This is a genomic window from Tenacibaculum sp. 47A_GOM-205m (assembly GCF_000518405.1).
In the GTDB taxonomy this organism is placed as follows: Bacteria; Bacteroidota; Bacteroidia; order Flavobacteriales; family Flavobacteriaceae; genus Polaribacter; species Polaribacter lutimaris.
The window spans coordinates 182796-203338 of the sequence record NZ_JADN01000008.1; the positions used below are offsets into that span (position 1 = coordinate 182796).

Below are 20543 nucleotides of genomic sequence, written 5' to 3' on the forward strand. Positions count from 1 at the left end.
CTTCATTATATAACTAATGGTTGCTGTCTGAATTCGTCTTCCTCATTACTTTCAATACCTAATGCATCGTATATATACTTAAAGGTAGATAATAACTCAGGTTTACCATCAATAATAGCTACATCATGCTCAAAGTGGGCAGAAGGTTTATTGTCTAAAGTAGTGATGGTCCATCCGTCACTGTGCTGGCGAATTTTTTGTGTTCCTAAGTTTGTCATAGGCTCAATGGCAACTACCATACCTTCTACAAACTTTTTACCACGACCTCTTTTTCCGTAGTTAGGCATTTCAGGATCTTCGTGCATTTTACGTCCTAATCCGTGACCTACTAATTCACGAACAACACCATAGCCATGCTTTTCTGTGAAGTTTTGAATAGCAAAACCTACATCTCCAACACGATTTCCTACTTTAAATTCACGAATACCTACATATAAACTCTCTTTAGTAACGTCAAGTAGTTTTTGAGTTTCAGGAGCAATTTCACCCACAGCAAATGTGTAGGCATGATCTCCATAGAAATCATTTTTTATAGCGCCACAATCAATAGAAATGATATCACCTTCTTGTAAAGGTGTGTTATTTGGGATTCCGTGAACTACTTGTGAGTTTGGGCTCATGCAAAGAGTGTTAGGGAAATCATATAAGCCTAAAAAACCAGGAATGGCACCTTGCTCACGAATAAAATCTTCGGCAAGTTTATCAAGATACAATGTAGTAACTCCAGGTTTTACTTCTTTGGCAAGCATACCTAAAGTTTTTGATACTACTAAAGCACTTTCGCGCATTAATTCAATTTCTTCTCTAGTTTTTGGTTTAATCATGGTAAAAATGTTGAGGCGCAAATTTACAGTTATTTTTGATATGGATGTTTGTATTCTTGACCAGAAAGTATTTTTAAGAAATCTTCTTCAACAGAGCTATCATCCAAAGCATGTTCTACAAAACGACCAATTTCTTTTCCATCTTTATAAAATATAAATGTTGGAACATGAGTGATGTTAAATCCTTCTTCTAATCCGTTGGCTTTTTTCTGACGGTTTACTGTAACCAATTCAAGGTTTTTATAGTTGAATTCAGCTTCGTCTAAAATTTTATAAAAATTAGGAACATCTCTTTTACTATCTCCACACCAAGTTCCCATAAATCCTTTTATTTTTATGTCTTTTAAGTATGGTTTTAGTTTTTCTATGGTACCCTTGTCTGTTTCGTAATAAGAATAAAAATCGTTGAACCAGTCACTTCCATAAGGTTCTTGTTGGAAGTCTTTTTTAGTAGCGATACCAACTAAATTTCCGTTTTCGTTTTTTGTTGCTAGGTTTTTAGGAGTAGATGCACAAGAAACAATTAGTAAGGCTACAAAAAGGTATACGATTTTTTTCATAAGATTTATTTTTAAATAAGCGAATGTTGTGTCATTTCTTCAGGTTGCTCAACACCCATTAGTTTTAAAATAGTTGGAGCAACATCGCCTAAAATACCACTTTTTATTGATTTTAATTCTTTATCGACTAAAATCATAGGAACAGGGTTGGTAGTATGAGCTGTATGTGGTGTTCCGTCTGGGTTAATCATTGTTTCACAGTTTCCGTGATCTGCAATTAAAATAGTAGTGTAGTCGTTATCTAGTGCTGTGGTAATTACATCTTTTACACAATCATCAACCGCTTCACAGGCTTTAACAGCAGCTTCAAAAACCCCTGTATGTCCTACCATATCACCATTTGCAAAGTTTAAACACACAAAATCAACATCACCGCTTTGTAGTTCGGGAACAATAGCATCTCGTATCTCATAAGCGCTCATCTCAGGCTTTAAATCATAAGTAGCTACTTTTGGTGACGGACATAGTAAACGTTTTTCACCTTTAAACTCTTCTTCTCTTCCGCCTGAGAAAAAGAAAGTTACATGTGGATATTTTTCTGTTTCAGCAATTCTAATTTGACTTTTTCCTGCCGATTCTAATACTTCACCCAAGGTGTTTTCAATGTTTTTCCCATCGTAAATAACATGAATATTGTTAAACGTATCATCATAATTTGTCATAGTAACAAAATACAATGGTAACTTCTTCATGTTGAACTCAGGAAAATCTTTTTGACTTAAAGCTTCTGTTAACTGACGCCCTCTATCGGTTCTAAAATTGAAGAAAATAACAACGTCGTCTTCTTTAATTGTGGTTTTTGGTTGGTTATTTTCATCAACCATAATTATAGGCTTGATGAATTCGTCAGTAACATCAGAATCATAACTTTGTTGAATACTTACTGAAGCATCTGAAGAAAAAGAGCCTTCTCCATTCACTAAAGCATCGTAAGTAAGCTTTACACGTTCCCATCGATTATCACGATCCATAGCATAGTAACGACCGGTAATTGTTGCCAATTCACCTGTGGTTTTTTGCATATGTTCTTGAATGTCGTTGATGAAGTATTTTCCTGATTTTGGATCACAATCACGTCCGTCAGTAAAAGCATGTAGGTATACGTTATCTAAACCAAAATTGTTGGCTGCAGATAGTAATCCTTTTAGGTGGTCAATATGAGAGTGAATTCCTCCATTAGAAACCAATCCTAAAAAATGGACATTTTTATTGTTTGCCTTTGCATATTCAAAAGCATTTAGAAGTTCCTTTTCTTGTGCTAAAGTCCCCTCTTTTACAGCCTTGTTGATTTTAGCTAAGTTTTGATATACAATTCTACCAGCACCTAAGTTCATATGACCAACTTCAGAATTTCCCATTTGTCCTACAGGTAAACCAACATGTTCGCCATCAGTTCTTAACTGTGCATGTGGGAATTTATCGTATAACGAATTTATAAACGGGGTTTTAGCGTTGTATATGGCCGATACTTTTGGATTTTGGGTAATTCCCCATCCATCCAAAATCATTAAAATTACTTTCTTGTTCATTTGTTGTGTGTTACACTACAAAAGTAAGAAAGATTTTTGTTGATTATTTTAAGAATTCATAAAAACAAACACACTATAAACTAAGATTACGAAGATTAAAAAGAATAGAATACTGTTCTTGATAAGTTGATTTTTATTTTCTTTGAGTACTTGTTTTTTTAATTGAACTAGCTCTTTTTTACTAGCAGATTTTTTAAAGTATAGTTTATCGTCATTCTCTTTTTGAAACCGTTCTAGTTTTTCAAAAGCGCTCACTCTTTTTCTTTTATTGTTTTTTAAACTGGTTATCATTGCAGATACCGATCCTCCAAAGCCCATAGCAAATTGTTTAAGTTATTAAAGATAGTAGGTTCTAATTTGAGTTTTAGAACTATTGTATGTTAGTAAATATAAGAAATTTAGAATTTAACGGATATCAATTTTTTGTAAGCTATAAAAAACCTAAATTTACAGAGCAAAACAAACAACATTATGGAACCTCATTTTGAACTAAACGAAGTTACCAAAAAGCTACCCAAGCACTTACATAAATTCGTGGTAAAACAACCGTATGATGAGTATACTGCCCAAAACCAAGCAGTGTGGCGTTATGTAATGCGAATGAATGTAGATTATCTTGGTAAAGTAGCACATGCTTCGTATATAGATGGACTGAAAAAAACTGGAATTTCAGTTGAAAAAATTCCTCATATGGAAGGAATGAACCGTATTTTGAAAGAAATAGGTTGGGCGGCAGTATCTGTAGATGGATTTATACCGCCAAATGCTTTTATGGAATTTCAAGCATACAACGTATTGGTAATCGCATCCGACATGCGTACAATTGACCATATAGAATATACACCAGCACCTGATATTATTCATGAAGCTGCAGGGCATGCACCAATTATCGCAAACCCAGAATATGCTGAGTATTTACGTCGTTTTGGAGAAATAGGAGCTAAGGCAATTTCTTCAGCGAAAGATTATGAAATGTATGAAGCCATTCGTTTATTATCTATTTTAAAAGAAGATCCAAATTCTACTCAAGAAGAGATTGATGAGGCACAAGAGAAAGTAGAGTGGTTACAAGATAATATGGGAGAGCTTTCCGAAATGGCTCAGATTAGAAATCTACACTGGTGGACGGTTGAATACGGGTTGATTGGAACTCTTGAAAACCCTAAAATTTATGGGGCAGGATTATTGTCTTCAATAGGAGAGAGTAAATGGTGTATGAAAGATGAAGTAAAGAAAGTACCATATACACTAGAAGCTGCCAATGTAAGTTTTGATATCACAAAACCACAACCTCAACTATTTGTTACACCAGATTTTGCCCATTTAAGTTTGGTGTTGGAGCAGTTTGCTAACAAGATGGCTATACGAACTGGAGGACTGAAAGGAATTGAAAAACTAATAGACTCTAAAAATTTAGGAACTATTGAGTTGAGTACTGGTATTCAGATATCTGGGGTTTTTGCAAATGTAATAACAGATGAGAATAATAAAGCTATATATGTACAAACTACAGGACCTACTGCCTTAGCAAATAGAGATAAAGAGTTAATAGGTCACGGTATAAATTACCATGCAGAAGGTTTTGGAAGTCCGATAGGAAAACTAAAAGGAATTAACATCCCGATAGAAAATATGAGTCCGCGAGATTTGAAAGCTTACGGAATTTATGAGGGAGAGCAAGTTACACTTGAGTTTGAAGGAGGAATAAAAGTAGAGGGAGAAGTAATTACAGGAACAAGAGATTTACGAGGTAGAATTTTATTGATTTCTTTTAAAGATTGTACTGTAACTCATGGTGACACATTGTTATTTCACCCAGATTGGGGAGTGTATGATATGGCAGTTGGAGTTGATGTGATTTCAGCCTTTGCAGGACCTGCTGATATAACGTCATTTGGTGATGTAGGAAAGGTTTCAGAAACAAAAACGCATAAAATTAACTATTCTGAATCAGATAAAAAGTTGTATAGTTTATACAGCGAAGTAAGGATGATGAGAGAAGTTGGCACAGTTTCTGAAGAGAAAGTTCAAGGAATTTTCGACGAAGTAAGTTCTCAATTTAAAAACGATTGGTTACTGCCTTTGGAATTGTTGGAGTTAGCGTTAGTGAATAATTTTTCAATAAAAGATACGTTACGTAACTACCTTGAATCAATGAAAAGTAACAAGAGTTACACAACGTTAATTGAAAACGGCTTACTTTTGTTGGAAAATTACCAAGAAGCATAATATGGGATTATTTAATTTATTTAGAAAGAAAGATATGAGTAACGAAATACAGGAATATTTAGCTAAAGGAGCGGTAGTATTAGATGTAAGAACTTTAGCAGAATGGAATGAAGGGCACAGTGAAGGAGCTAAGCATATTGTATTAGCTACGATTCCTACAAATGTAGAGGAAATTAAATCGTGGAATAAACCAGTAATCGCTGTTTGTAGAAGTGGTGGTAGAAGTGGACAAGCAACACAGTTTTTGCAGAATCATGGAGTAGATGTAATTAATGGTGGTCCATGGCAAAATGTAGATCAATACTTGGTTAGTAAGTAATAAATGAACTAAAAATTCATAAAAGGAAATGCTTGTAAAAGTGTTTCCTTTTTTTGTTGTAACTTTTTTAAAAATAATAGATGTGCTTCCGAATTAGGATTAAATGGTTTGTGTGCAAATCCTTTTTGAATAGTTTCAACTTCTTTCATAGTTTCTATAGCTTCCTCACTAAACCAAACTTCTGAAAATTTTTCCCAAATATAATTGATTGCTGTTTGGTTGGGGTGAATCATATCTTCAGCATAAAAACGATAATCACGCAATTCATCCATCATAATTTCATACGAGGGAAAATAATGAGTATTATTTCTAGGTTCAATAGTTTGGTGAATAGCTGAAAGTAAATGCGCTTTACTACGTTGGTTTTCTACAAATCCATCTTTAATATGACGAATAGGTGAAAGGGTGTAAATAATTGTGGTTTTTGGGTCTATAGACTTGATTAAAGAATTAATAGCTTCTAAACTTTCTGAAACTTCTTCAACAGTTAATAATTCTTTTAAAAATTTTTTCTGAGGAATTTTATGACAATTCGCAACTATAGTATCTGTGGCAATTTCACGATATACCCAAGCTGTTCCAAGGGTAATAATAACATGTGAAGAACTTTTTAATTGTTGAAATGCTGAGGTAATATTATTGTTTAGACTAGTCAGTAGCTCTTCTTTTGAAGAGGAGCTTAAAACCGAATGAGCATCAAAGCTATGCCAACGCTCATTGTGAAAAAACACATCATTTTCGGTGTACTTCTCTTTGTTAGTAGTTTTTGTAATGAAGGTTTCAATAGCTTTTGGGTGGAATAAAATTCCAAATGGATTTTGCTCCGATTGAAATTTGTAATACGATAACTTATTGCCTATGTTTTCAGAAAAACAAGATCCTAACAATAACAGTTTAGAATTGTAATTAATTAAATGGTGTTTTTGTTTTTTTAAAGGAATATGAGTTTGAAAAACCATAGGTAAAGAGTGAAAAATTGTATCAAAAATAATAATAATATAACCTAGAACAAGATGGTAGAGTCTTAATTTAAAGAAATTTGTATATTTGTTTAATAGAAAATAAAAAGTATTGAACAATATTAAGTCAACTTTTACAATTAAAGACCTTGAAAACATTTCAGGTATAAAGGCGCATACAATTCGTATTTGGGAGAAGCGCTATAATTTGTTGTCGCCTGAAAGAACTGATACTAATATTCGTTACTATTCTTCTGAGAATTTACAGAAACTTTTAAATGTTGTTTTATTAAACCAAAATAACATTAAAATTTCTAAGATTGCTGAAATGTCTGATAATACAATTGTTTTAAAGGCTAGAGAGTTAGCTTTTAAAATGGCGGTAAATGATGAGGCGATAAATTCTTTTAAAATAGCAATGTTTCAGTTTGATAAAACGTTGTTTAATAACACGTATAATAGTCTATTAAAAAGGAAAACATTTAGAGAAATTTTTAAAGATGTTTTTATTCCTTTTTTAAACCATATAGGACTCTTATGGCAAACTGACACGTTGTTGCCAGCACATGAGCATTTTATTTCAAACTTAATTGTTCAAAAAATACAAATTAATATTGAGAAGTTAGAGTATTCTAATAATAACTCAGAAGTTACCTATGTGTTGTTTTTACCAGAAAATGAGATACATGAATTAGGTTTAATGTACCTGAATTATGAGCTTACGTTAAGAGGGTATAATACAATTTATCTAGGACAAAGTTTGCCTTTAGATAATTTAGATTATTTTTTTAAAAGTAAAACAAAAATTTGTTTCGTTACTTCTATGACTGTTCAACCTTATGATGATAAGATCCAAGAATATTTTTCAGAAATAGAAAGGGTGCTTAAAAATACAGAACATGAGTTAATAGCAATAGGAAGTAAAGCGATGGCTGTTGATAGTGTTGATTTTAAAGCAAGAATAAAAGTTCATTCTTCTTTAAAAGAATTCTTAAATAAATATTAAAAATTTTAATCAATTAAATTTTGTTTACTTATTTTTTGTTTTTGTTAAACAAAAAATGTAATTTTGGATAATGTTTTGATTTTCAAGACATATTTTTTTAGTTAAACTTGTTTTGTTTAATAGATTTGCTAAAAACATAAACAAAGTCTGCCGAAGCTGAAAAGTAGACTATAAAAAAATAAGAGTAAGTATTAATTTAAAGTGTGAAATTATGAAAATCAAGAATTTAACATCATTGATGTTTTTAGGTTTGTTTTTAAGTTTTGGTTTGTTAACGTCATGTAGTAATGATGATGATCCGATTATAGAAAAGCCAAAGTCTATAGTTGATGTAGCGGTTGCAGATTCAAATCTAAGTATCCTAGTGTCTGCTTTACAAAAGGCTGATTTAGTGTCTGCACTACAAGCTGATGGACCTTTTACTGTTTTTGCTCCAACTGATACAGCATTTCAGGCGTTGTTAGATAGTAATGACTCATGGAATTCATTAGATGATATTCCAGTAGAAACATTAAAGTCGGTATTGTTATTTCATGTGATAAGTGGTGAAGTAAAAGCGGCAGATTTATCTAATACTTATGTGAATACCTTATCAACAGGTCCAAATGATGATATGTTGTCATTACAAGTAGAAGTTGATGGAGCAGTGGAGTTCAATGGGGATTCAAAACCAATTGCTACAGATGTTATGGCTTCAAACGGAGTTATACATACAATAGATAAAGTAATGTTGCCAGCTAATGTAGTGACCTTAGCGTTAAATAATAGTGGTTTTACTTCTTTGGTAGCAGCATTAACAGATAGCCGTCATACTACAGATTTTGTTTCTTTATTGAGTCAAGAGGGGCCGTATACAATATTTGCACCTACAAATGATGCATTTCAAGCATTGCTAGATAGTAATGATTCTTGGAATTCATTAGCAGATATTCCTATTGCAACATTAGAAGCAGTATTAAAGTATCATGTGTTTGCGGGAGGAAATGTGCAGTCAGATGAATTAAGCGACGATCAAGAAATTACAATGTTTGATGGCAATATAGTTACAGTTGATTTATCTAGCGGAGCAAAATTAGATACAAGTTCAGGGCAATCAGTAACAATATCTTTAACCGATGTACAAGGAACAAATGGGGTGGTTCACGTTGTGAGCAGTGTTCTTTTACCGTAATATTTAGGTTAAACAGTTGATCGTGAGCGAGATTTATTTCTCGCTTATGATTGTTTTAATTATATTTATAATAAAGATTTTGAAAAAAAAAGTATACATAATAGGCTCGGGATTTTCTTCTTTGTCGGCATCATGTTATTTAGCCAAGGCTGGGTATGAAGTAACTGTGTTAGAAAAAAATGCTACCATTGGTGGGAGAGCAAGACAATTATTGAGAGAAGGGTTTACTTTTGATATAGGTCCTACATGGTATTGGATGCCAGATGTTTTTGAAAAGTTTTTCGCAGATTTTGGTAAGAAGCCATCAGATTACTACGAGTTAGAAAGATTAAATCCGGCTTATGAAGTATATTTTGGAATAAATGATTCAATTGTAATTCCAGGAACACTAGAAGAGATTTATGAAGTTTTTGAAAAAGAAGAAAAAGGAAGTTCAAAACATCTTCAGTCTTTTTTAAAGTCAGCAAAATATAATTATGATGTTTCTATAAATGATTTAGTCTATAAACCTGGTGTTTCCCCTTTAGAATTAGTAACTCCAGTTACTATGGGGAAGATATTTCAGTTTTTTTCTACAATTAGACATGAAGTAAGAAAGAAAATTAAAAGTAAGAAGCTGATTCAAATTTTAGAGTTCCCAGTATTGTTTTTAGGTGCAAAGCCTAGTAATACACCTGCTTTTTACAATTTTATGAATTATGCTGATTTTGGCTTGGGTACATGGCATCCAAAAGGAGGTATGTATAAGGTAATTGAGGCTATGACCACGCTTGCTACTAGTTTAGGGGTAGAGTTTCAAACTAAAGCAAATGTAGAAGAGATTGTAGTAAATGATAAAGGAGATACAATTGGTGTTGCGGTAGATGGAAAACTAATGGAATCCGATATAGTGTTAAGCGGGGCAGATTACCATCATACAGAAACACTACTTCCTAAATATTTAAGACAGTACTCAGAAAGTTATTGGGATAAAAAAACATTTGCGCCTTCATCATTACTCTTTTATGTAGGGTTTGATAAGAAATTAAAAAATGTATGTCACCATACACTGTTTTTTGACACAGATTTTGATGTGCATGCAAAAACAATATATGATGTTCCCAGTTGGCCAAAAGAACCATTGTTTTATGCGAGCTTTCCCTCAATAACAGATGGTTCTTTTGCGCCTAATGGAAAAGAAGCTGCTACTTTTTTAATTCCATTAGCGCCAGGTATAGAAGATACTCCAGAGTTAAGAGAGCGCTATTTTAACATTATAATAGAGAGGTTAGAAAGATTAACAAATCAATCCGTTAAAGAACACGTGTTGTTTAAAGAAAGCTTCTGTGTAAATGATTTTATAAAGGAGTATAATTCATATAAAGGAAATGCCTATGGTTTAGCAAATATTTTAACGCAAACAGCATTTTTAAGACCCAAGATAAAAAGTAAAAAGGTAAAGAATTTATTTTTTACAGGACAGTTAACAGTACCAGGACCAGGAGTTCCTCCGTCTTTAATTTCAGGAAAAATAGCTTCAGATTTAATTTTAAAAACGTACAAAAATGAAACAATTATTTGATGAGGTTTCTTACGCATGTAGTAAGTTAGTAACTCAAAAGTATAGCACCTCGTTTTCGTTAGCCACGAAGATGTTATCACCCAAAATACGTGCGGATATTTATAATATTTATGGTTTTGTGCGCTTTGCGGATGAAATAGTAGACTCTTTTCATAAATATGATAAAGAGCAATTACTATTAAAATTTGAAAGAGATTATTATGAATCTAAGAATAGAGGAATTAGTTTAAATCCTATTCTAAACTCTTTCATACATACTGTAAATAAGTATAAAATTTCTGATGATTTAGTACAGTCGTTTTTAAAAAGTATGAAAGCTGATTTGTACAAAACAGAATATACAACTACAGAAGAGTATAATGAATATATCTATGGTTCTGCGGATGTTGTTGGATTAATGTGTTTAAAGGTTTTTGTAAATGGAAATCAGCAAAAATACGAGGAGCTAAAAGAGCCTGCAATGCGATTAGGATCAGCGTTTCAAAAAGTAAATTTTCTAAGAGATCTGAAAGAAGATTTTAACGAATTGAATAGATCTTATTTTCCAAACATCAATTTTGGAGATTTAAGTGCAGAAGGAAAAAATACAATTATTAAAGAAATAGAAAACGATTTTGACTTTGCTTATAAAAATGGTATTTTAAAGCTGCCAGTTGAAGCAAAGTTTGGAGTGTACATGGCGTATAGGTATTATAAAAAGTTATTAAAGAAACTGCAAGATACGCCTTCAACAAAAATTATGGATACTAGAATTCGAATTTCAAACCCTATGAAAATTAATCTTCTAGCAAGAAGTTATGTAAGGTATAAATTGAATTTAATATGATAAAAAGTGCTATCTTAGGAGTACTGTTTTTTATGTCGATTATAGGCTTCAATAATGCACCTGATTTTGTTGTAGAATACCATGAATTAGCTACTAAAGATGCAGAATTATCTTACATAAAAAAATATAAAAACAATAAAGAAGTAAGTATACAAGCCTATGTAGTTTCTTTACAAATGAAACAGGCAAAATATAGAATGATGCCGTGGAGTAAATTGAAAGTTTTTAATACAGAAAAAAATAAACTAGAAACACTAATTTCAAAGAATCCTAACAATATTCATTTAAGATATGTTCGCTTAGTAATACAAGAAAATACACCAAGTATTTTAGGATATAAATCGTCTATAAAAAAAGATAAACAGTTTTTAAAAGAAGCACTCCAAAAAAAAGACAGTACAAATTATTTACATACATATATAATTAACAATACATCATTATGAATATAGTAATTTACATAGCAGTTACTACACTAACATTTATTGTTATGGAAGGAGTTACTTGGTGTACTCATAAATATGTAATGCATGGTTTTGGATGGTATTTACATGAAGATCATCATCAACCAGGATACCCACATGTGTTTGAAAAAAACGATGCCTTTTTCGTGGTTTTTGCTATTCCCAGTATGTTGCTTTTTTATTTTGGAATTCATCCAGAATTAAATGTTTTATTTTTTATAGGTCTGGGAATATTATTTTATGGTATTGCTTATTTCTTGGTACACGATGTATTAATTCATAGAAGGTTTAAGTGGTTTGACAAAACAAATAACCAATACTTAAAAGGATTACGAAAAGCACATAAAATTCATCACAAACATTTGGGAAAACACGACGGAGAATGTTTCGGTATGTTGTTTGTTCCCTTTAAATACTTTAATAAAAGACAGTGAGTCAGTATTTGTATCTAATATTAAACCTAGGTAGTTTAAGTATTCCGCTATTATATAGTGTTTTTGAAAAAAAATTACACTTTATACAATATTTCAAACAAGCAGCGCTTAGTATTTTATTAGTCGCCTTGTTTTTTTTGATTTGGGACAGTTGGTTTACGCAAATAGGAGTGTGGGGTTTTAACCCTGATTACCATTTATCCTTAAAATTACTGCACATGCCAATAGAAGAATGGATGTTCTTCTTTTGTATACCTTATGCATGTTTATTTACACATGAAGCATTAAAATTTTTATTTCCAAAGTTTAAAATGTCAAAGTCAATGACAGTAATCATAAGCTTTTTACTCATAGTTTTAGTGAGTTTATTATTGATTTTTAACTTCGGAAAGTGGTATACAACAGTTAACTTTATGCTATTCCTATTGCTGTTGGCTTATGCGTTAAAATATCATTTGAATACGTTACAAGAATATTATCCAAGCTTCTTGGTAATATTAGTTCCTTTTTTAATCGTCAACGGAATTTTAACAGGAAGCTTTATAGAAGAACCAGTTGTTTGGTATAACAACTCAGAAAACTTAGGATTTAGAATTTTCACCATACCCTTTGAAGACATTTTTTATGCATTTACAATGTTGTTTTCAGTACAGTTAATCTTCAATTCTTTAAAAAGAAAAAAACTTGAAAGAAAATAAATACATACGATTTTTAATATTCCTAATAGCTAATTTTTCAGCTTTAGCTATTGGAGCTTGGTTAATGAACGAAGGGCCAAGAACAGATTGGTACTTATCTTTAAACAAAGCTCCATGGACACCGGCAGGATGGGTTTTTGGAGCAGCATGGACAACCATTATGGTATTGTTTTCTGTATATATGACTAAAGTGAGTTTTCAACATGAATTTTTAAACAAAAAAGTACTCATTTTATATATAGACCAATGGATTTTAAATGTAAGCTGGAATTATATTTTCTTCAATCAACATTTAACAAAACTAGGTTTAGTAGTAATCGCTTTATTGTGGATACTCGTAGGTTATTTCACTTTTGAGTATTTAAAAAAAGTAAAATGGTACACACTATTTATTCTTCCATATCTAATATGGATGACGATTGCAACTAGCCTAAACGCATACATTGTATTAAACAATTAAATCATGGCAAAAAAAAAGAACATAACTCAAGAAAAAATAATAGAATGGTATATGAACGCTGTACTATCAGCAGGTAAACCAAACTCCATATTTTCTTTCGCGCAAGAAAACAACTTTGAAGAGGCAGATTTTTACAAACATTTTTCAAGTTTTGAAAGTTTAGAAAAAGCTATTTTCGGAGTTTTTGCAAAAGAAACTATTCACTTATTGCATAAAACAGAGGCATACAAAGACTATTCATCAAAAGATAAACTATTAAGTTTTTACTTTACTTTTTTTGAACTGTTAACAGCTAACAGATCGTACGTGTTGTTGCAATTCAAGGAAATGAAAACCGACTTTTCAAGATTATCTGTATTGAAAGAGTTGCGAGTAGAATTTATTGATTTTGTAAACGGATTAGATCTTGAAAAAATTGACTTTAAAAATGAAAAAGTAAATAAAATTCAAGATAAAACTGTTGCAGAAGGATATTGGATGCAGTTACTAATGATCTTAAAATTTTGGATAGATGATGAATCACCTAATTTTGAAAAAACAGATCTTTTTATAGAAAAATCAGTCAAAGCAAGTTTTGATATTCAGCAAATAGCACCTGTAAAAAGTGTGATTGATTTAGCAAAGTTTTTGTGGAAAGAAAAATCACCAATGGTATGAAAACGCTAAATAAAATACCAACCTCAAAAATAGAACGTGCTACAAAACTAGTTTCAACAGGGGTAAAAGTAGGTGTAAATTATGCTAAATATTACGGTAATAAAATCACTAAATCAGAAGAGGAAGCTAAAAAGCAGCTTAATGAAGATAATGCTACCGATATTTATGATGGGTTAAAAGAACTAAAAGGTTCAGCATTAAAAGTAGCGCAAATGCTAAGTATGGAAAAGAATATTTTACCCAATGCTTATGTAGAAAAATTCTCATTATCTCAGTTTTCAGTACCGCCATTATCAGGACCTTTGGTAACCAAAACATTTAAAAAATACTTCAGCAAAACACCTAATGAAGTTTTTGATACGTTTACGGCAGAATCAGTAAATGCAGCAAGTATAGGACAAGTTCATAAAGCGACGAAAGATGGAAAAAAGTTAGCTGTAAAAATTCAGTATCCTGGAGTAGCGGATAGTATTTCAACCGATTTAGCAATGGTAAAACCCATTGCAATGAAAATGTTTAACATTAAAGGTGAGGGCTCTGACGAATACTTCAAAGAAGTTGAAGACAAACTTTTAGAGGAAACTAATTATGAATTAGAGCTAGCTCAGAGTAATGAAATTGCTGATGCATGTAAACATATTCCAAATTTAAAATTCCCAAGCTACTATCCAGACTTGTCATCAGATAGAATTTTAACGATGGACTGGATGGATGGGGTTCACCTGTCAGAATTTACTAAAGAAGAACAAACTGAAGATGTTTCAAACAAACTAGGGCAGGCTTTGTGGGATTTTTACATGTACCAAATGCACAAGCTAAAAAAAGTACATGCAGACCCACATCCAGGAAACTTTTTAGTATCCAAATCAAACGAACTTATTGTAATTGATTTTGGATGCATGAAAGAAGTTCCTGAAAGTTTTTATGTGCCTTATTTTGAATTAGCAAAACGAGAGAATATAGATAACCCTACCTTCTTTGAAAGCAAACTGTATGAGTTAGAAATCTTAAGAAAAGACGATACTCCAGAAGAAATAACCTTTTTTAAGTCACTTTTTTATGAGATGTTATCACTCTTTACACAACCTTTTCAGCAAGAAGAATTTGATTTTTCTGATGAGATTTTCTTTGGAAAAATAGCTGATTTAGGTCAAAAATATGCCAAGAGTACAGAACTAAAAAAGATGAATGGGAATAGAGGGTCAAAACACTTTATTTACATTAATAGAACATTTTTTGGTTTGTATAACCTAATGCACAATTTAAAAGCTAACAAGGTAAAAATCAATAATTTTAATACGATATAATGCATATTACGCGTCAAGAAATAGACGAGTTTCCTCATCTTTATAAAATAAATTTGATGAATAGTATTTCTGGTTATAAACCAGCAAATCTTATTGCGACAAAATCTAATGACGATATTACCAATGTAGCGGTGTTTAGCTCTGTAGTGCATTATGGTTCAAGTCCAGCAATACTAGGTTTTGTGCTACGTCCCACAACCGTTGTGAGGAATACATATAACAATATCAAAGAAACGGGTTACTACACAATTAATGCTATTAATGAAGCAATAATAGAAGAAGCGCATCACACCTCGGCTAAATATCCGTCAGAAATTTCAGAATTTGATAAAACAACACTTTCGGAAGAATTTAAAAATAACTTCCATGCTCCATTTGTAGCAGAGTCACCCTTACAAATAGGAATGAAGTTTTTAGAAGAACATCATATAAAAGCTAACGGAACTATTTTAGTTCTGGGAGAAGTTACTGATTTGTATTTTAATGACAATATGCTTTCAGAAGATGGTTTTTTAAACCTATCCAAAGAAAAAGTAGCTGCAATTAATGGATTAGATACCTATATGGTTGCAGAAAACTATACAAGATTATCATATCAAAGACCAAAGGAATGAAAATCTTAGTTACAGGCACAACAGGTTATATAGGAAAACGATTAATTGTTAGGTTGTTGGAAAATAACCATCAATTAGTCTGTTGTGTTCGTGATTTAGATAGAATACCAGATGAGTTTGAAAACAATCCGAACGTTACTTTTATAAAAGTAGATTTTTTAAATACAGAAAATACAGTTTTTCCTAAAGATATTGATGCTGCGTACTATTTAATTCATTCGATGGCGACGACATCAGAAAATTTTGAAAACTTAGAATTAACCTGTGCACAGAATTTTAAAAAACTATTAGAATCTACTAATTGTAAGCAAGTGGTGTATTTAAGCGGAATAGTTAATGACAATTCGCTGTCCAAGCACCTAAAATCAAGATACGAAGTAGAAAAAGAGTTACAATCAAACAGTTATGCCTTAACGACCTTTAGGGCAGGAATTATTGTAGGAAGTGGAAGTGCTTCTTTTGAAATTATAAGAGATATCGTAGAAAAGCTTCCGGTAATGGTAACACCAAAATGGTTAAAAACGAAAACACAACCTATTGCAGTTAGAGATGTATTAGCCTTTTTAGAAAATAGTTTACAAGTTAAAGAGGTCTACGATAAATCTTTTGATATCTGCGGTCCTGAGATACTAACCTATAAGGAAATGTTGTTACAGTTTGCTGAGGTAAGAGGGTTTAAAAGATACATTTATACACTTCCAGTATTAACACCAAAACTATCTTCCTATTGGTTATATTTTGTAACATCTACATCTTTTAACCTAGCACAAGCCTTAGTGGATAGTATGAAGGTTGAAGTAATCGCAAAACCAAGTAACATTAATACGTTACTTAATGTGGAGCCCATAACCTATAAAGAAGCAGTAGCATTAGCATTTCAAAAAATAGAGCAAAACGAAGTAATTTCTAGTTGGAAAGATGCCATGAGTAGTGGAGTTTTTCACGATCAATTGGCAAAACATATACAAATACCTCAATACGGCTGTTTTAAAGACATAAGAGTTAGAGAAATACAAAACGAGGAGAACACATTACACAAAATTTGGAGCATCGGAGGAGAAACAGGGTGGTACAAGTTTAATTCTCTTTGGAAGATAAGAGGATACGTGGATAAACTTTTTGGAGGTGTTGGATTACGAAGAGGTAGAAGACACCCCACTGAATTAGAACCAGGAGATCCACTCGATTTTTGGAGAGTATTGTTAGCAGATAAAAAAAATAAACGATTGATTTTATTTGCAGAAATGAAGTTGCCTGGTGAAGCATGGTTAGAATTTAAAATAGAAAAAGGTAAGTTACATCAAAGAGCCATTTTTAGACCCAAAGGAATTTGGGGAAGAATGTATTGGTATAGCGTTTTACCTTTTCATGCATTTGTATTTAAAGGAATGATTAATCATTTAATAAAAGCGTAATTATGAAAACAATTGTAGTAGTAGGAGGCAGTAGTGGCATTGGTAAAGCAATTATTGATGATTTAAAAGACACTCATAAAATTATCAATATAAGTAGAACCCAACCAGAAACTCATCAACATATAACACATTACACTTGTGATATAACAAAAGATGAACTTCCAGAGTTAGAGGAAGTACATGGATTGGTATATTGTCCAGGAAGCATTAATTTAAAATCATTTTCAAGATTAAAAATAGCTGATTTTCAAGCTGATTTAGAAATAAACGTAATAGGAGCAATTAAAACACTGAAAGCTTATGAAGGAGCTTTGACAAAAAATAAAGGAAGCGTTGTGTTGTTTAGTACTGTAGCTTCGTTTTTAGGAATGCCTTTTCATGCAAGTATCGCAACAAGTAAATCAGCAATTGAAGGACTAACAAAATCATTAGCGGCAGAATATGCAACCAAAGTCCGATTTAATGCCATTGCTCCTACAGTAACTGATACACCATTGGCTGCTCGTTTATTACGAAATGAAAAACAACAAGAAAGTTTACAAAATAGGCATCCGCTAAAAAAATATTTAAAAGCAGAAGAAGTAGCAGGATTGGCAACCTTTTTACTTTCAGACGTAGCTGCGTCAATGACAGGACAAATAATTCCCATTGATGCTGGAATTGTAAGTGTAAAAATGTAGAAAATGAAATGGTTTTTAATTCTAAGTTTTCTTATGTGTTTGAATGATGAAATTATAATTTTTGACAAAGACAACAACACACAAAAGTGGTATATCACTAACGATACTGTAATGGGGGGTGTTTCTAATTCATCCGTTAAGATTAATGATGAAGGAAATCTTGTTTTCTCAGGAAGAGTTTCAACTGAGAATAATGGAGGGTTTGCTATGACCAAAATGTCAACAGCTATAAATTTAAATAACCAACATTCAAAAATTATATTAAGAGTAAAAGGAGATGATAAGCAATATCAATTACGATTAAAGTCAGACGAATCTCAACGTTATTCTTATGTGCAAGCATTCAGAACCAACAAACAAGAACAAGAAATTGTACTACCACTAAAAGGATTTTATCCCGCTTTTAGAGGTAGAAAGTTAAGCTTTGGTAATTTTTCTGCTAACCAAATAAAAGAAGTAGCAGTTTTAATAGGAAACAAAAAAGACGAAAAATTTTCGTTAGAAATAATAAAAATAGCAATTCAATAAAATGAACACAGTAAAAATATTCTTAATCATGGCATTATTTAGTTTTTCAGGAAAAGCACAAACAGTTGCTCCTAAAGAATCGTTATACGATATAAAAATTGAGGGAATTGATGGAAAAAACTTAGACCTTAATCAATTTAAAGGAAAGAAAATACTATTTGTAAATGTAGCATCAAAATGTGGCTTTACAAATCAGTATGAAGGTTTACAAGAACTATACTCAAAACACAAAGATAAGTTAGTAATTGTAGGTTTACCATGTAATCAATTTGGAGGACAAGAACCAGGAACAATAAAAGAAATTCAATCATTTTGTAGTGTCAACTATGGAGTAGATTTTCCTATGACAGAAAAAATTGAAGTTAAAGGAGAAAATCAACACCCGTTGTACCAATGGTTAACGCAAAAAGAGAAAAATGGAAAAATGAGTTCTTCAGTAAAATGGAATTTTCAAAAATATTTGGTAGATGAAGAAGGAAGGCTAATTGATGTTTTTTATTCAATTACCAAGCCAATGAGTAAGAAAATCACCAAACTGTTATAATGATTTATTTCAAAAAACATTCAGGAATTTATACTTTATCAACAGAGCAAATTTTAAACGTTCCGTTGAAGCAAGCGTGGGATTTTTTTAGTTCTCCAGGAAACTTACAAAAAATAACTCCTTCACATATGGGCTTTCAAATAACTTCTGAGGTTAATAAAAAAGCGTATGCAGGGCAAATAATTACATATAAAATAGGGATTCTACCTGGGATTAAGTCTAGTTGGGTTACTGAAATTACACAAGTAAAAGAGCAGCATTTTTTTATAGATGAACAGCGATTTGGTCCCTATAGCATGTGGCATCACGAACACTGGTTTGAAGAGTTGCCAAATGGAAAAACATTGATGAAAGACAAAATATCATACAAAATACCTTTCGGTTTTTTAGGACATATAGCCCAGTCAATCTTTATAAAAAGGCAGTTAAAAGGAATATTTAAACACCGTTATAGTACGTTAGAAAAATTATTTAATGGAAAATAAAGTATCGATTTTTTGGTTTCGTCGAGATTTACGTTTAGAGGATAACAAAGGATTGCATGAAGCGCTTCAATCAGGAAATAAAGTTGTACCATTATTTATTTTTGATAAAGATATTTTAGAAAGTCTTCCTAAAAATGATGCACGTGTAACGTTTATTTATCAAACGCTACAAAAGCTTGATAAAGAATTAAGAGAGTATCGATCATCTCTTATAATTAAAAAAGGAAAACCTCTAGAGGTTTGGAGAAAACTTGTAGAAGAATATACGATTCAGGGAGTTTATACAAATAAAGATTACGAACCTTACGCAACTAAAAGAGACAAGGAAATAGCTGACTTTTTAACATCAAAAGGAATAAGATTTAATGCTTTTAAAGATCAAGTAATCTTTGAAGAAAACGAAGTTTTAAAAAATGACGGAACTCCATATACAGTTTTCACTCCCTATAAAAACAAGTGGTTGCAAAACTTCTCTGAAAAGAAAGATACGCAAGATTTTACGATAGACTTAGCTAACTTTTATCAGTTTTCATCTGAATTTCCACCATTAGCTTCCATAGGTTTTGAAGAAAGTAAGATTAAAGTAAAACCATATAACTTATCTAATTTGGATTTGTATGATGAGGTGAGAGATTTTCCTGCTGAAGATAAAACTTCATACTTGTCACCATACCTACGTTTTGGACTGTTAAGTACTCGAAAAATGGTTCGTTTTGCTTTAAAAACCAACCAAACTTTTTTAAGTGAACTGATTTGGCGTGAGTTTTTTATGCAGATTCTATATCATTTTCCAAAAGTAGTAACCCAGAACTTCAAACAAAAGTACGATGCAGTTCCTTGGAGAAATAACGAAGAAGAATTTAAAAAATGGTGTGAAGGTAAAACAGGGTATCCCATGGTAGATGCAGGTATGCGAGAGTTAAATGAAACAGGGTACATGCATAACAGAGTTCGTATGATTACTGCTGGGTTTTTATGCAAACATTTATTAATAGATTGGCGTTGGGGAGAAGCTTACTTTGCAGAAAAGTTATTGGATTATGATCTGTCAGCAAATAACGGAAATTGGCAATGGGCGGCAGGTACGGGTTGCGATGCAGCTCCGTATTTTAGAGTGTTTAATCCCGAATCTCAATTAAAAAAGTTTGATAAAGATTTACAGTATGTTAGAAAATGGGTGAAAGACTTTGATGAGCTAACCTATCCGCAACCAATAGTGGAACATAAATTTGCGAGAGAACGAGCGATAAGTACATATAAAAACGCACTGCAATAA

General features: G+C 31.9%; 24 protein-coding genes. 19 read left to right on the forward strand and 5 right to left on the reverse strand.

Going from position 1 to position 20543, the window contains the following annotated elements:
- Positions 1–5: 5 nt before the first annotated feature.
- From map to N534_RS0109725, 4 genes are read right to left on the reverse strand one after another with little or no spacing between them, the layout of a single operon-like run.
- A complete protein-coding gene (map, locus tag N534_RS0109710) occupies positions 6–824 on the reverse strand; it encodes a type I methionyl aminopeptidase (RefSeq protein WP_028892303.1) in 819 nt (272 codons plus the stop codon).
- Between the two features lie 29 nt (positions 825–853).
- Entirely contained in the window at positions 854–1384 is a 531-nt protein-coding gene (locus N534_RS0109715; RefSeq protein ID WP_028892304.1) for a thioredoxin family protein, read from the reverse strand.
- 11 nt (positions 1385–1395) lie between these two features.
- Positions 1396–2913, reverse strand: a complete 1518-nt coding sequence (gene gpmI / locus N534_RS0109720; protein ID WP_028892305.1) for a 2,3-bisphosphoglycerate-independent phosphoglycerate mutase — start codon at positions 2911–2913, stop codon at positions 1396–1398.
- Between the two features lie 48 nt (positions 2914–2961).
- Positions 2962–3231, reverse strand: a complete 270-nt coding sequence (locus N534_RS0109725) for a hypothetical protein (protein ID WP_028892306.1) — start codon at positions 3229–3231, stop codon at positions 2962–2964.
- A gap of 153 nt (positions 3232–3384) precedes the next feature.
- On the opposite strand from N534_RS0109725, the gene N534_RS0109735 reads away from it, so the two are divergent.
- Both N534_RS0109735 and N534_RS0109740 read left to right on the forward strand, forming a co-directional pair.
- Positions 3385–5142, forward strand: coding sequence for an aromatic amino acid hydroxylase (locus N534_RS0109735; RefSeq protein ID WP_028892307.1), 1758 nt, complete (start codon positions 3385–3387; stop codon positions 5140–5142).
- Between the two features lie 34 nt (positions 5143–5176).
- Positions 5177–5461 carry a rhodanese-like domain-containing protein gene (locus tag N534_RS0109740; RefSeq protein WP_038005946.1) on the forward strand — a complete coding sequence of 95 codons (285 nt, stop codon included), beginning with the start codon at positions 5177–5179 and terminating at the stop codon, positions 5459–5461.
- Between the two features lie 8 nt (positions 5462–5469).
- On the opposite strand, the gene N534_RS0109745 is transcribed toward N534_RS0109740, so the two are convergent.
- Positions 5470–6420, reverse strand: coding sequence for a GSCFA domain-containing protein (locus N534_RS0109745; protein WP_028892309.1), 951 nt, complete (start codon positions 6418–6420; stop codon positions 5470–5472).
- Between the two features lie 112 nt (positions 6421–6532).
- Here N534_RS0109745 and N534_RS0109750 point away from each other — a divergent pair, with 112 nt between their 5' ends.
- The 17 genes from N534_RS0109750 to N534_RS0109830 all read left to right on the forward strand — a co-directional run bounded on the left by N534_RS0109750 (position 6533) and on the right by N534_RS0109830 (position 20543).
- A complete protein-coding gene (locus N534_RS0109750) occupies positions 6533–7426 on the forward strand; it encodes a MerR family transcriptional regulator (RefSeq protein WP_028892310.1) in 894 nt (297 codons plus the stop codon).
- A gap of 211 nt (positions 7427–7637) precedes the next feature.
- Positions 7638–8597, forward strand: a complete 960-nt coding sequence (locus N534_RS0109755; protein WP_038005891.1) for a fasciclin domain-containing protein — start codon at positions 7638–7640, stop codon at positions 8595–8597.
- Positions 8598–8676: 79 nt separating this feature from the next.
- Positions 8677–10158: an NAD(P)/FAD-dependent oxidoreductase gene (locus N534_RS0109760; protein WP_028892312.1), complete on the forward strand. Its 1482-nt coding sequence runs from the start codon at positions 8677–8679 to the stop codon at positions 10156–10158.
- Positions 10142–10984 (forward strand): phytoene/squalene synthase family protein, encoded by an 843-nt coding sequence (locus N534_RS0109765; RefSeq protein ID WP_028892313.1) that lies wholly within the window; start codon positions 10142–10144, stop codon positions 10982–10984. The genes N534_RS0109760 and N534_RS0109765 overlap by 17 nt, the downstream gene beginning before the upstream one ends.
- Entirely contained in the window at positions 10981–11427 is a 447-nt protein-coding gene (locus tag N534_RS15100) for a hypothetical protein (protein ID WP_051435893.1), read from the forward strand. The genes N534_RS0109765 and N534_RS15100 overlap by 4 nt, the downstream gene beginning before the upstream one ends.
- Positions 11424–11879 carry a sterol desaturase family protein gene (locus tag N534_RS0109775; RefSeq protein WP_197017710.1) on the forward strand — a complete coding sequence of 152 codons (456 nt, stop codon included), beginning with the start codon at positions 11424–11426 and terminating at the stop codon, positions 11877–11879. Before N534_RS15100 ends, N534_RS0109775 begins: the two co-directional genes overlap by 4 nt.
- Complete coding sequence (locus N534_RS0109780; RefSeq protein ID WP_028892315.1) at positions 11876–12577, forward strand: lycopene cyclase domain-containing protein; 702 nt, start codon at positions 11876–11878, stop codon at positions 12575–12577. Before N534_RS0109775 ends, N534_RS0109780 begins: the two co-directional genes overlap by 4 nt.
- On the forward strand, positions 12564–13037 hold the full coding sequence (locus N534_RS0109785; RefSeq protein ID WP_028892316.1) for a TspO/MBR family protein: 474 nt from the start codon (positions 12564–12566) through the stop codon (positions 13035–13037). The genes N534_RS0109780 and N534_RS0109785 overlap by 14 nt, the downstream gene beginning before the upstream one ends.
- A gap of 3 nt (positions 13038–13040) precedes the next feature.
- The gene (locus tag N534_RS0109790; RefSeq protein ID WP_028892317.1) at positions 13041–13694 is read left to right on the forward strand and encodes a TetR family transcriptional regulator C-terminal domain-containing protein; all 654 of its coding nucleotides are present in this window, start codon (positions 13041–13043) and stop codon (positions 13692–13694) included.
- Complete coding sequence (locus N534_RS0109795) at positions 13691–15001, forward strand: AarF/ABC1/UbiB kinase family protein (protein WP_028892318.1); 1311 nt, start codon at positions 13691–13693, stop codon at positions 14999–15001. The genes N534_RS0109790 and N534_RS0109795 overlap by 4 nt, the downstream gene beginning before the upstream one ends.
- 56 nt (positions 15002–15057) lie before the next feature.
- Positions 15058–15615, forward strand: coding sequence for a flavin reductase family protein (locus N534_RS0109800; protein ID WP_231517317.1), 558 nt, complete (start codon positions 15058–15060; stop codon positions 15613–15615).
- A complete protein-coding gene (locus tag N534_RS0109805; protein WP_028892320.1) occupies positions 15612–17030 on the forward strand; it encodes an SDR family oxidoreductase in 1419 nt (472 codons plus the stop codon). Before N534_RS0109800 ends, N534_RS0109805 begins: the two co-directional genes overlap by 4 nt.
- Positions 17031–17032: 2 nt before the next feature.
- A complete protein-coding gene (locus N534_RS0109810; RefSeq protein ID WP_028892321.1) occupies positions 17033–17710 on the forward strand; it encodes an SDR family NAD(P)-dependent oxidoreductase in 678 nt (225 codons plus the stop codon).
- 3 nt (positions 17711–17713) lie between these two features.
- The gene (locus N534_RS0109815; RefSeq protein ID WP_081728308.1) at positions 17714–18238 is read left to right on the forward strand and encodes a CIA30 family protein; all 525 of its coding nucleotides are present in this window, start codon (positions 17714–17716) and stop codon (positions 18236–18238) included.
- A 1-nt stretch (position 18239) separates the two neighbouring features.
- Complete coding sequence (locus N534_RS0109820) at positions 18240–18782, forward strand: glutathione peroxidase (protein ID WP_028892323.1); 543 nt, start codon at positions 18240–18242, stop codon at positions 18780–18782.
- Positions 18782–19267 (forward strand): SRPBCC family protein, encoded by a 486-nt coding sequence (locus N534_RS0109825; protein ID WP_038005894.1) that lies wholly within the window; start codon positions 18782–18784, stop codon positions 19265–19267. Before N534_RS0109820 ends, N534_RS0109825 begins: the two co-directional genes overlap by 1 nt.
- Positions 19257–20543, forward strand: coding sequence for a deoxyribodipyrimidine photo-lyase (locus N534_RS0109830; protein ID WP_028892325.1), 1287 nt, complete (start codon positions 19257–19259; stop codon positions 20541–20543). The genes N534_RS0109825 and N534_RS0109830 overlap by 11 nt, the downstream gene beginning before the upstream one ends.

Coding starts and splice junctions, on each gene's coding strand:
- N534_RS0109745 (WP_028892309.1), bottom strand. CDS start 6,420: ATGGTTTTTCAAACTCATATTCCTTTAAAAAAACAAAAACACCATTTA.
- N534_RS15100 (WP_051435893.1), top strand. CDS start 10,981: ATGATAAAAAGTGCTATCTTAGGAGTACTGTTTTTTATGTCGATTATA.
- N534_RS0109755 (WP_038005891.1), top strand. CDS start 7,638: ATGAAAATCAAGAATTTAACATCATTGATGTTTTTAGGTTTGTTTTTA.
- N534_RS0109810 (WP_028892321.1), top strand. CDS start 17,033: ATGAAAACAATTGTAGTAGTAGGAGGCAGTAGTGGCATTGGTAAAGCA.
- N534_RS0109740 (WP_038005946.1), top strand. CDS start 5,177: ATGAGTAACGAAATACAGGAATATTTAGCTAAAGGAGCGGTAGTATTA.
- N534_RS0109825 (WP_038005894.1), top strand. CDS start 18,782: ATGATTTATTTCAAAAAACATTCAGGAATTTATACTTTATCAACAGAG.
- N534_RS0109790 (WP_028892317.1), top strand. CDS start 13,041: ATGGCAAAAAAAAAGAACATAACTCAAGAAAAAATAATAGAATGGTAT.
- N534_RS0109820 (WP_028892323.1), top strand. CDS start 18,240: ATGAACACAGTAAAAATATTCTTAATCATGGCATTATTTAGTTTTTCA.
- N534_RS0109800 (WP_231517317.1), top strand. CDS start 15,058: ATGAATAGTATTTCTGGTTATAAACCAGCAAATCTTATTGCGACAAAA.
- N534_RS0109815 (WP_081728308.1), top strand. CDS start 17,714: ATGAAATGGTTTTTAATTCTAAGTTTTCTTATGTGTTTGAATGATGAA.
- gpmI (WP_028892305.1), bottom strand. CDS start 2,913: ATGAACAAGAAAGTAATTTTAATGATTTTGGATGGATGGGGAATTACC.
- N534_RS0109795 (WP_028892318.1), top strand. CDS start 13,691: ATGAAAACGCTAAATAAAATACCAACCTCAAAAATAGAACGTGCTACA.
- N534_RS0109805 (WP_028892320.1), top strand. CDS start 15,612: ATGAAAATCTTAGTTACAGGCACAACAGGTTATATAGGAAAACGATTA.
- N534_RS0109765 (WP_028892313.1), top strand. CDS start 10,142: ATGAAACAATTATTTGATGAGGTTTCTTACGCATGTAGTAAGTTAGTA.
- map (WP_028892303.1), bottom strand. CDS start 824: ATGATTAAACCAAAAACTAGAGAAGAAATTGAATTAATGCGCGAAAGT.
- N534_RS0109735 (WP_028892307.1), top strand. CDS start 3,385: ATGGAACCTCATTTTGAACTAAACGAAGTTACCAAAAAGCTACCCAAG.
- N534_RS0109725 (WP_028892306.1), bottom strand. CDS start 3,231: ATGGGCTTTGGAGGATCGGTATCTGCAATGATAACCAGTTTAAAAAAC.
- N534_RS0109830 (WP_028892325.1), top strand. CDS start 19,257: ATGGAAAATAAAGTATCGATTTTTTGGTTTCGTCGAGATTTACGTTTA.
- N534_RS0109775 (WP_197017710.1), top strand. CDS start 11,424: ATGAATATAGTAATTTACATAGCAGTTACTACACTAACATTTATTGTT.
- N534_RS0109715 (WP_028892304.1), bottom strand. CDS start 1,384: ATGAAAAAAATCGTATACCTTTTTGTAGCCTTACTAATTGTTTCTTGT.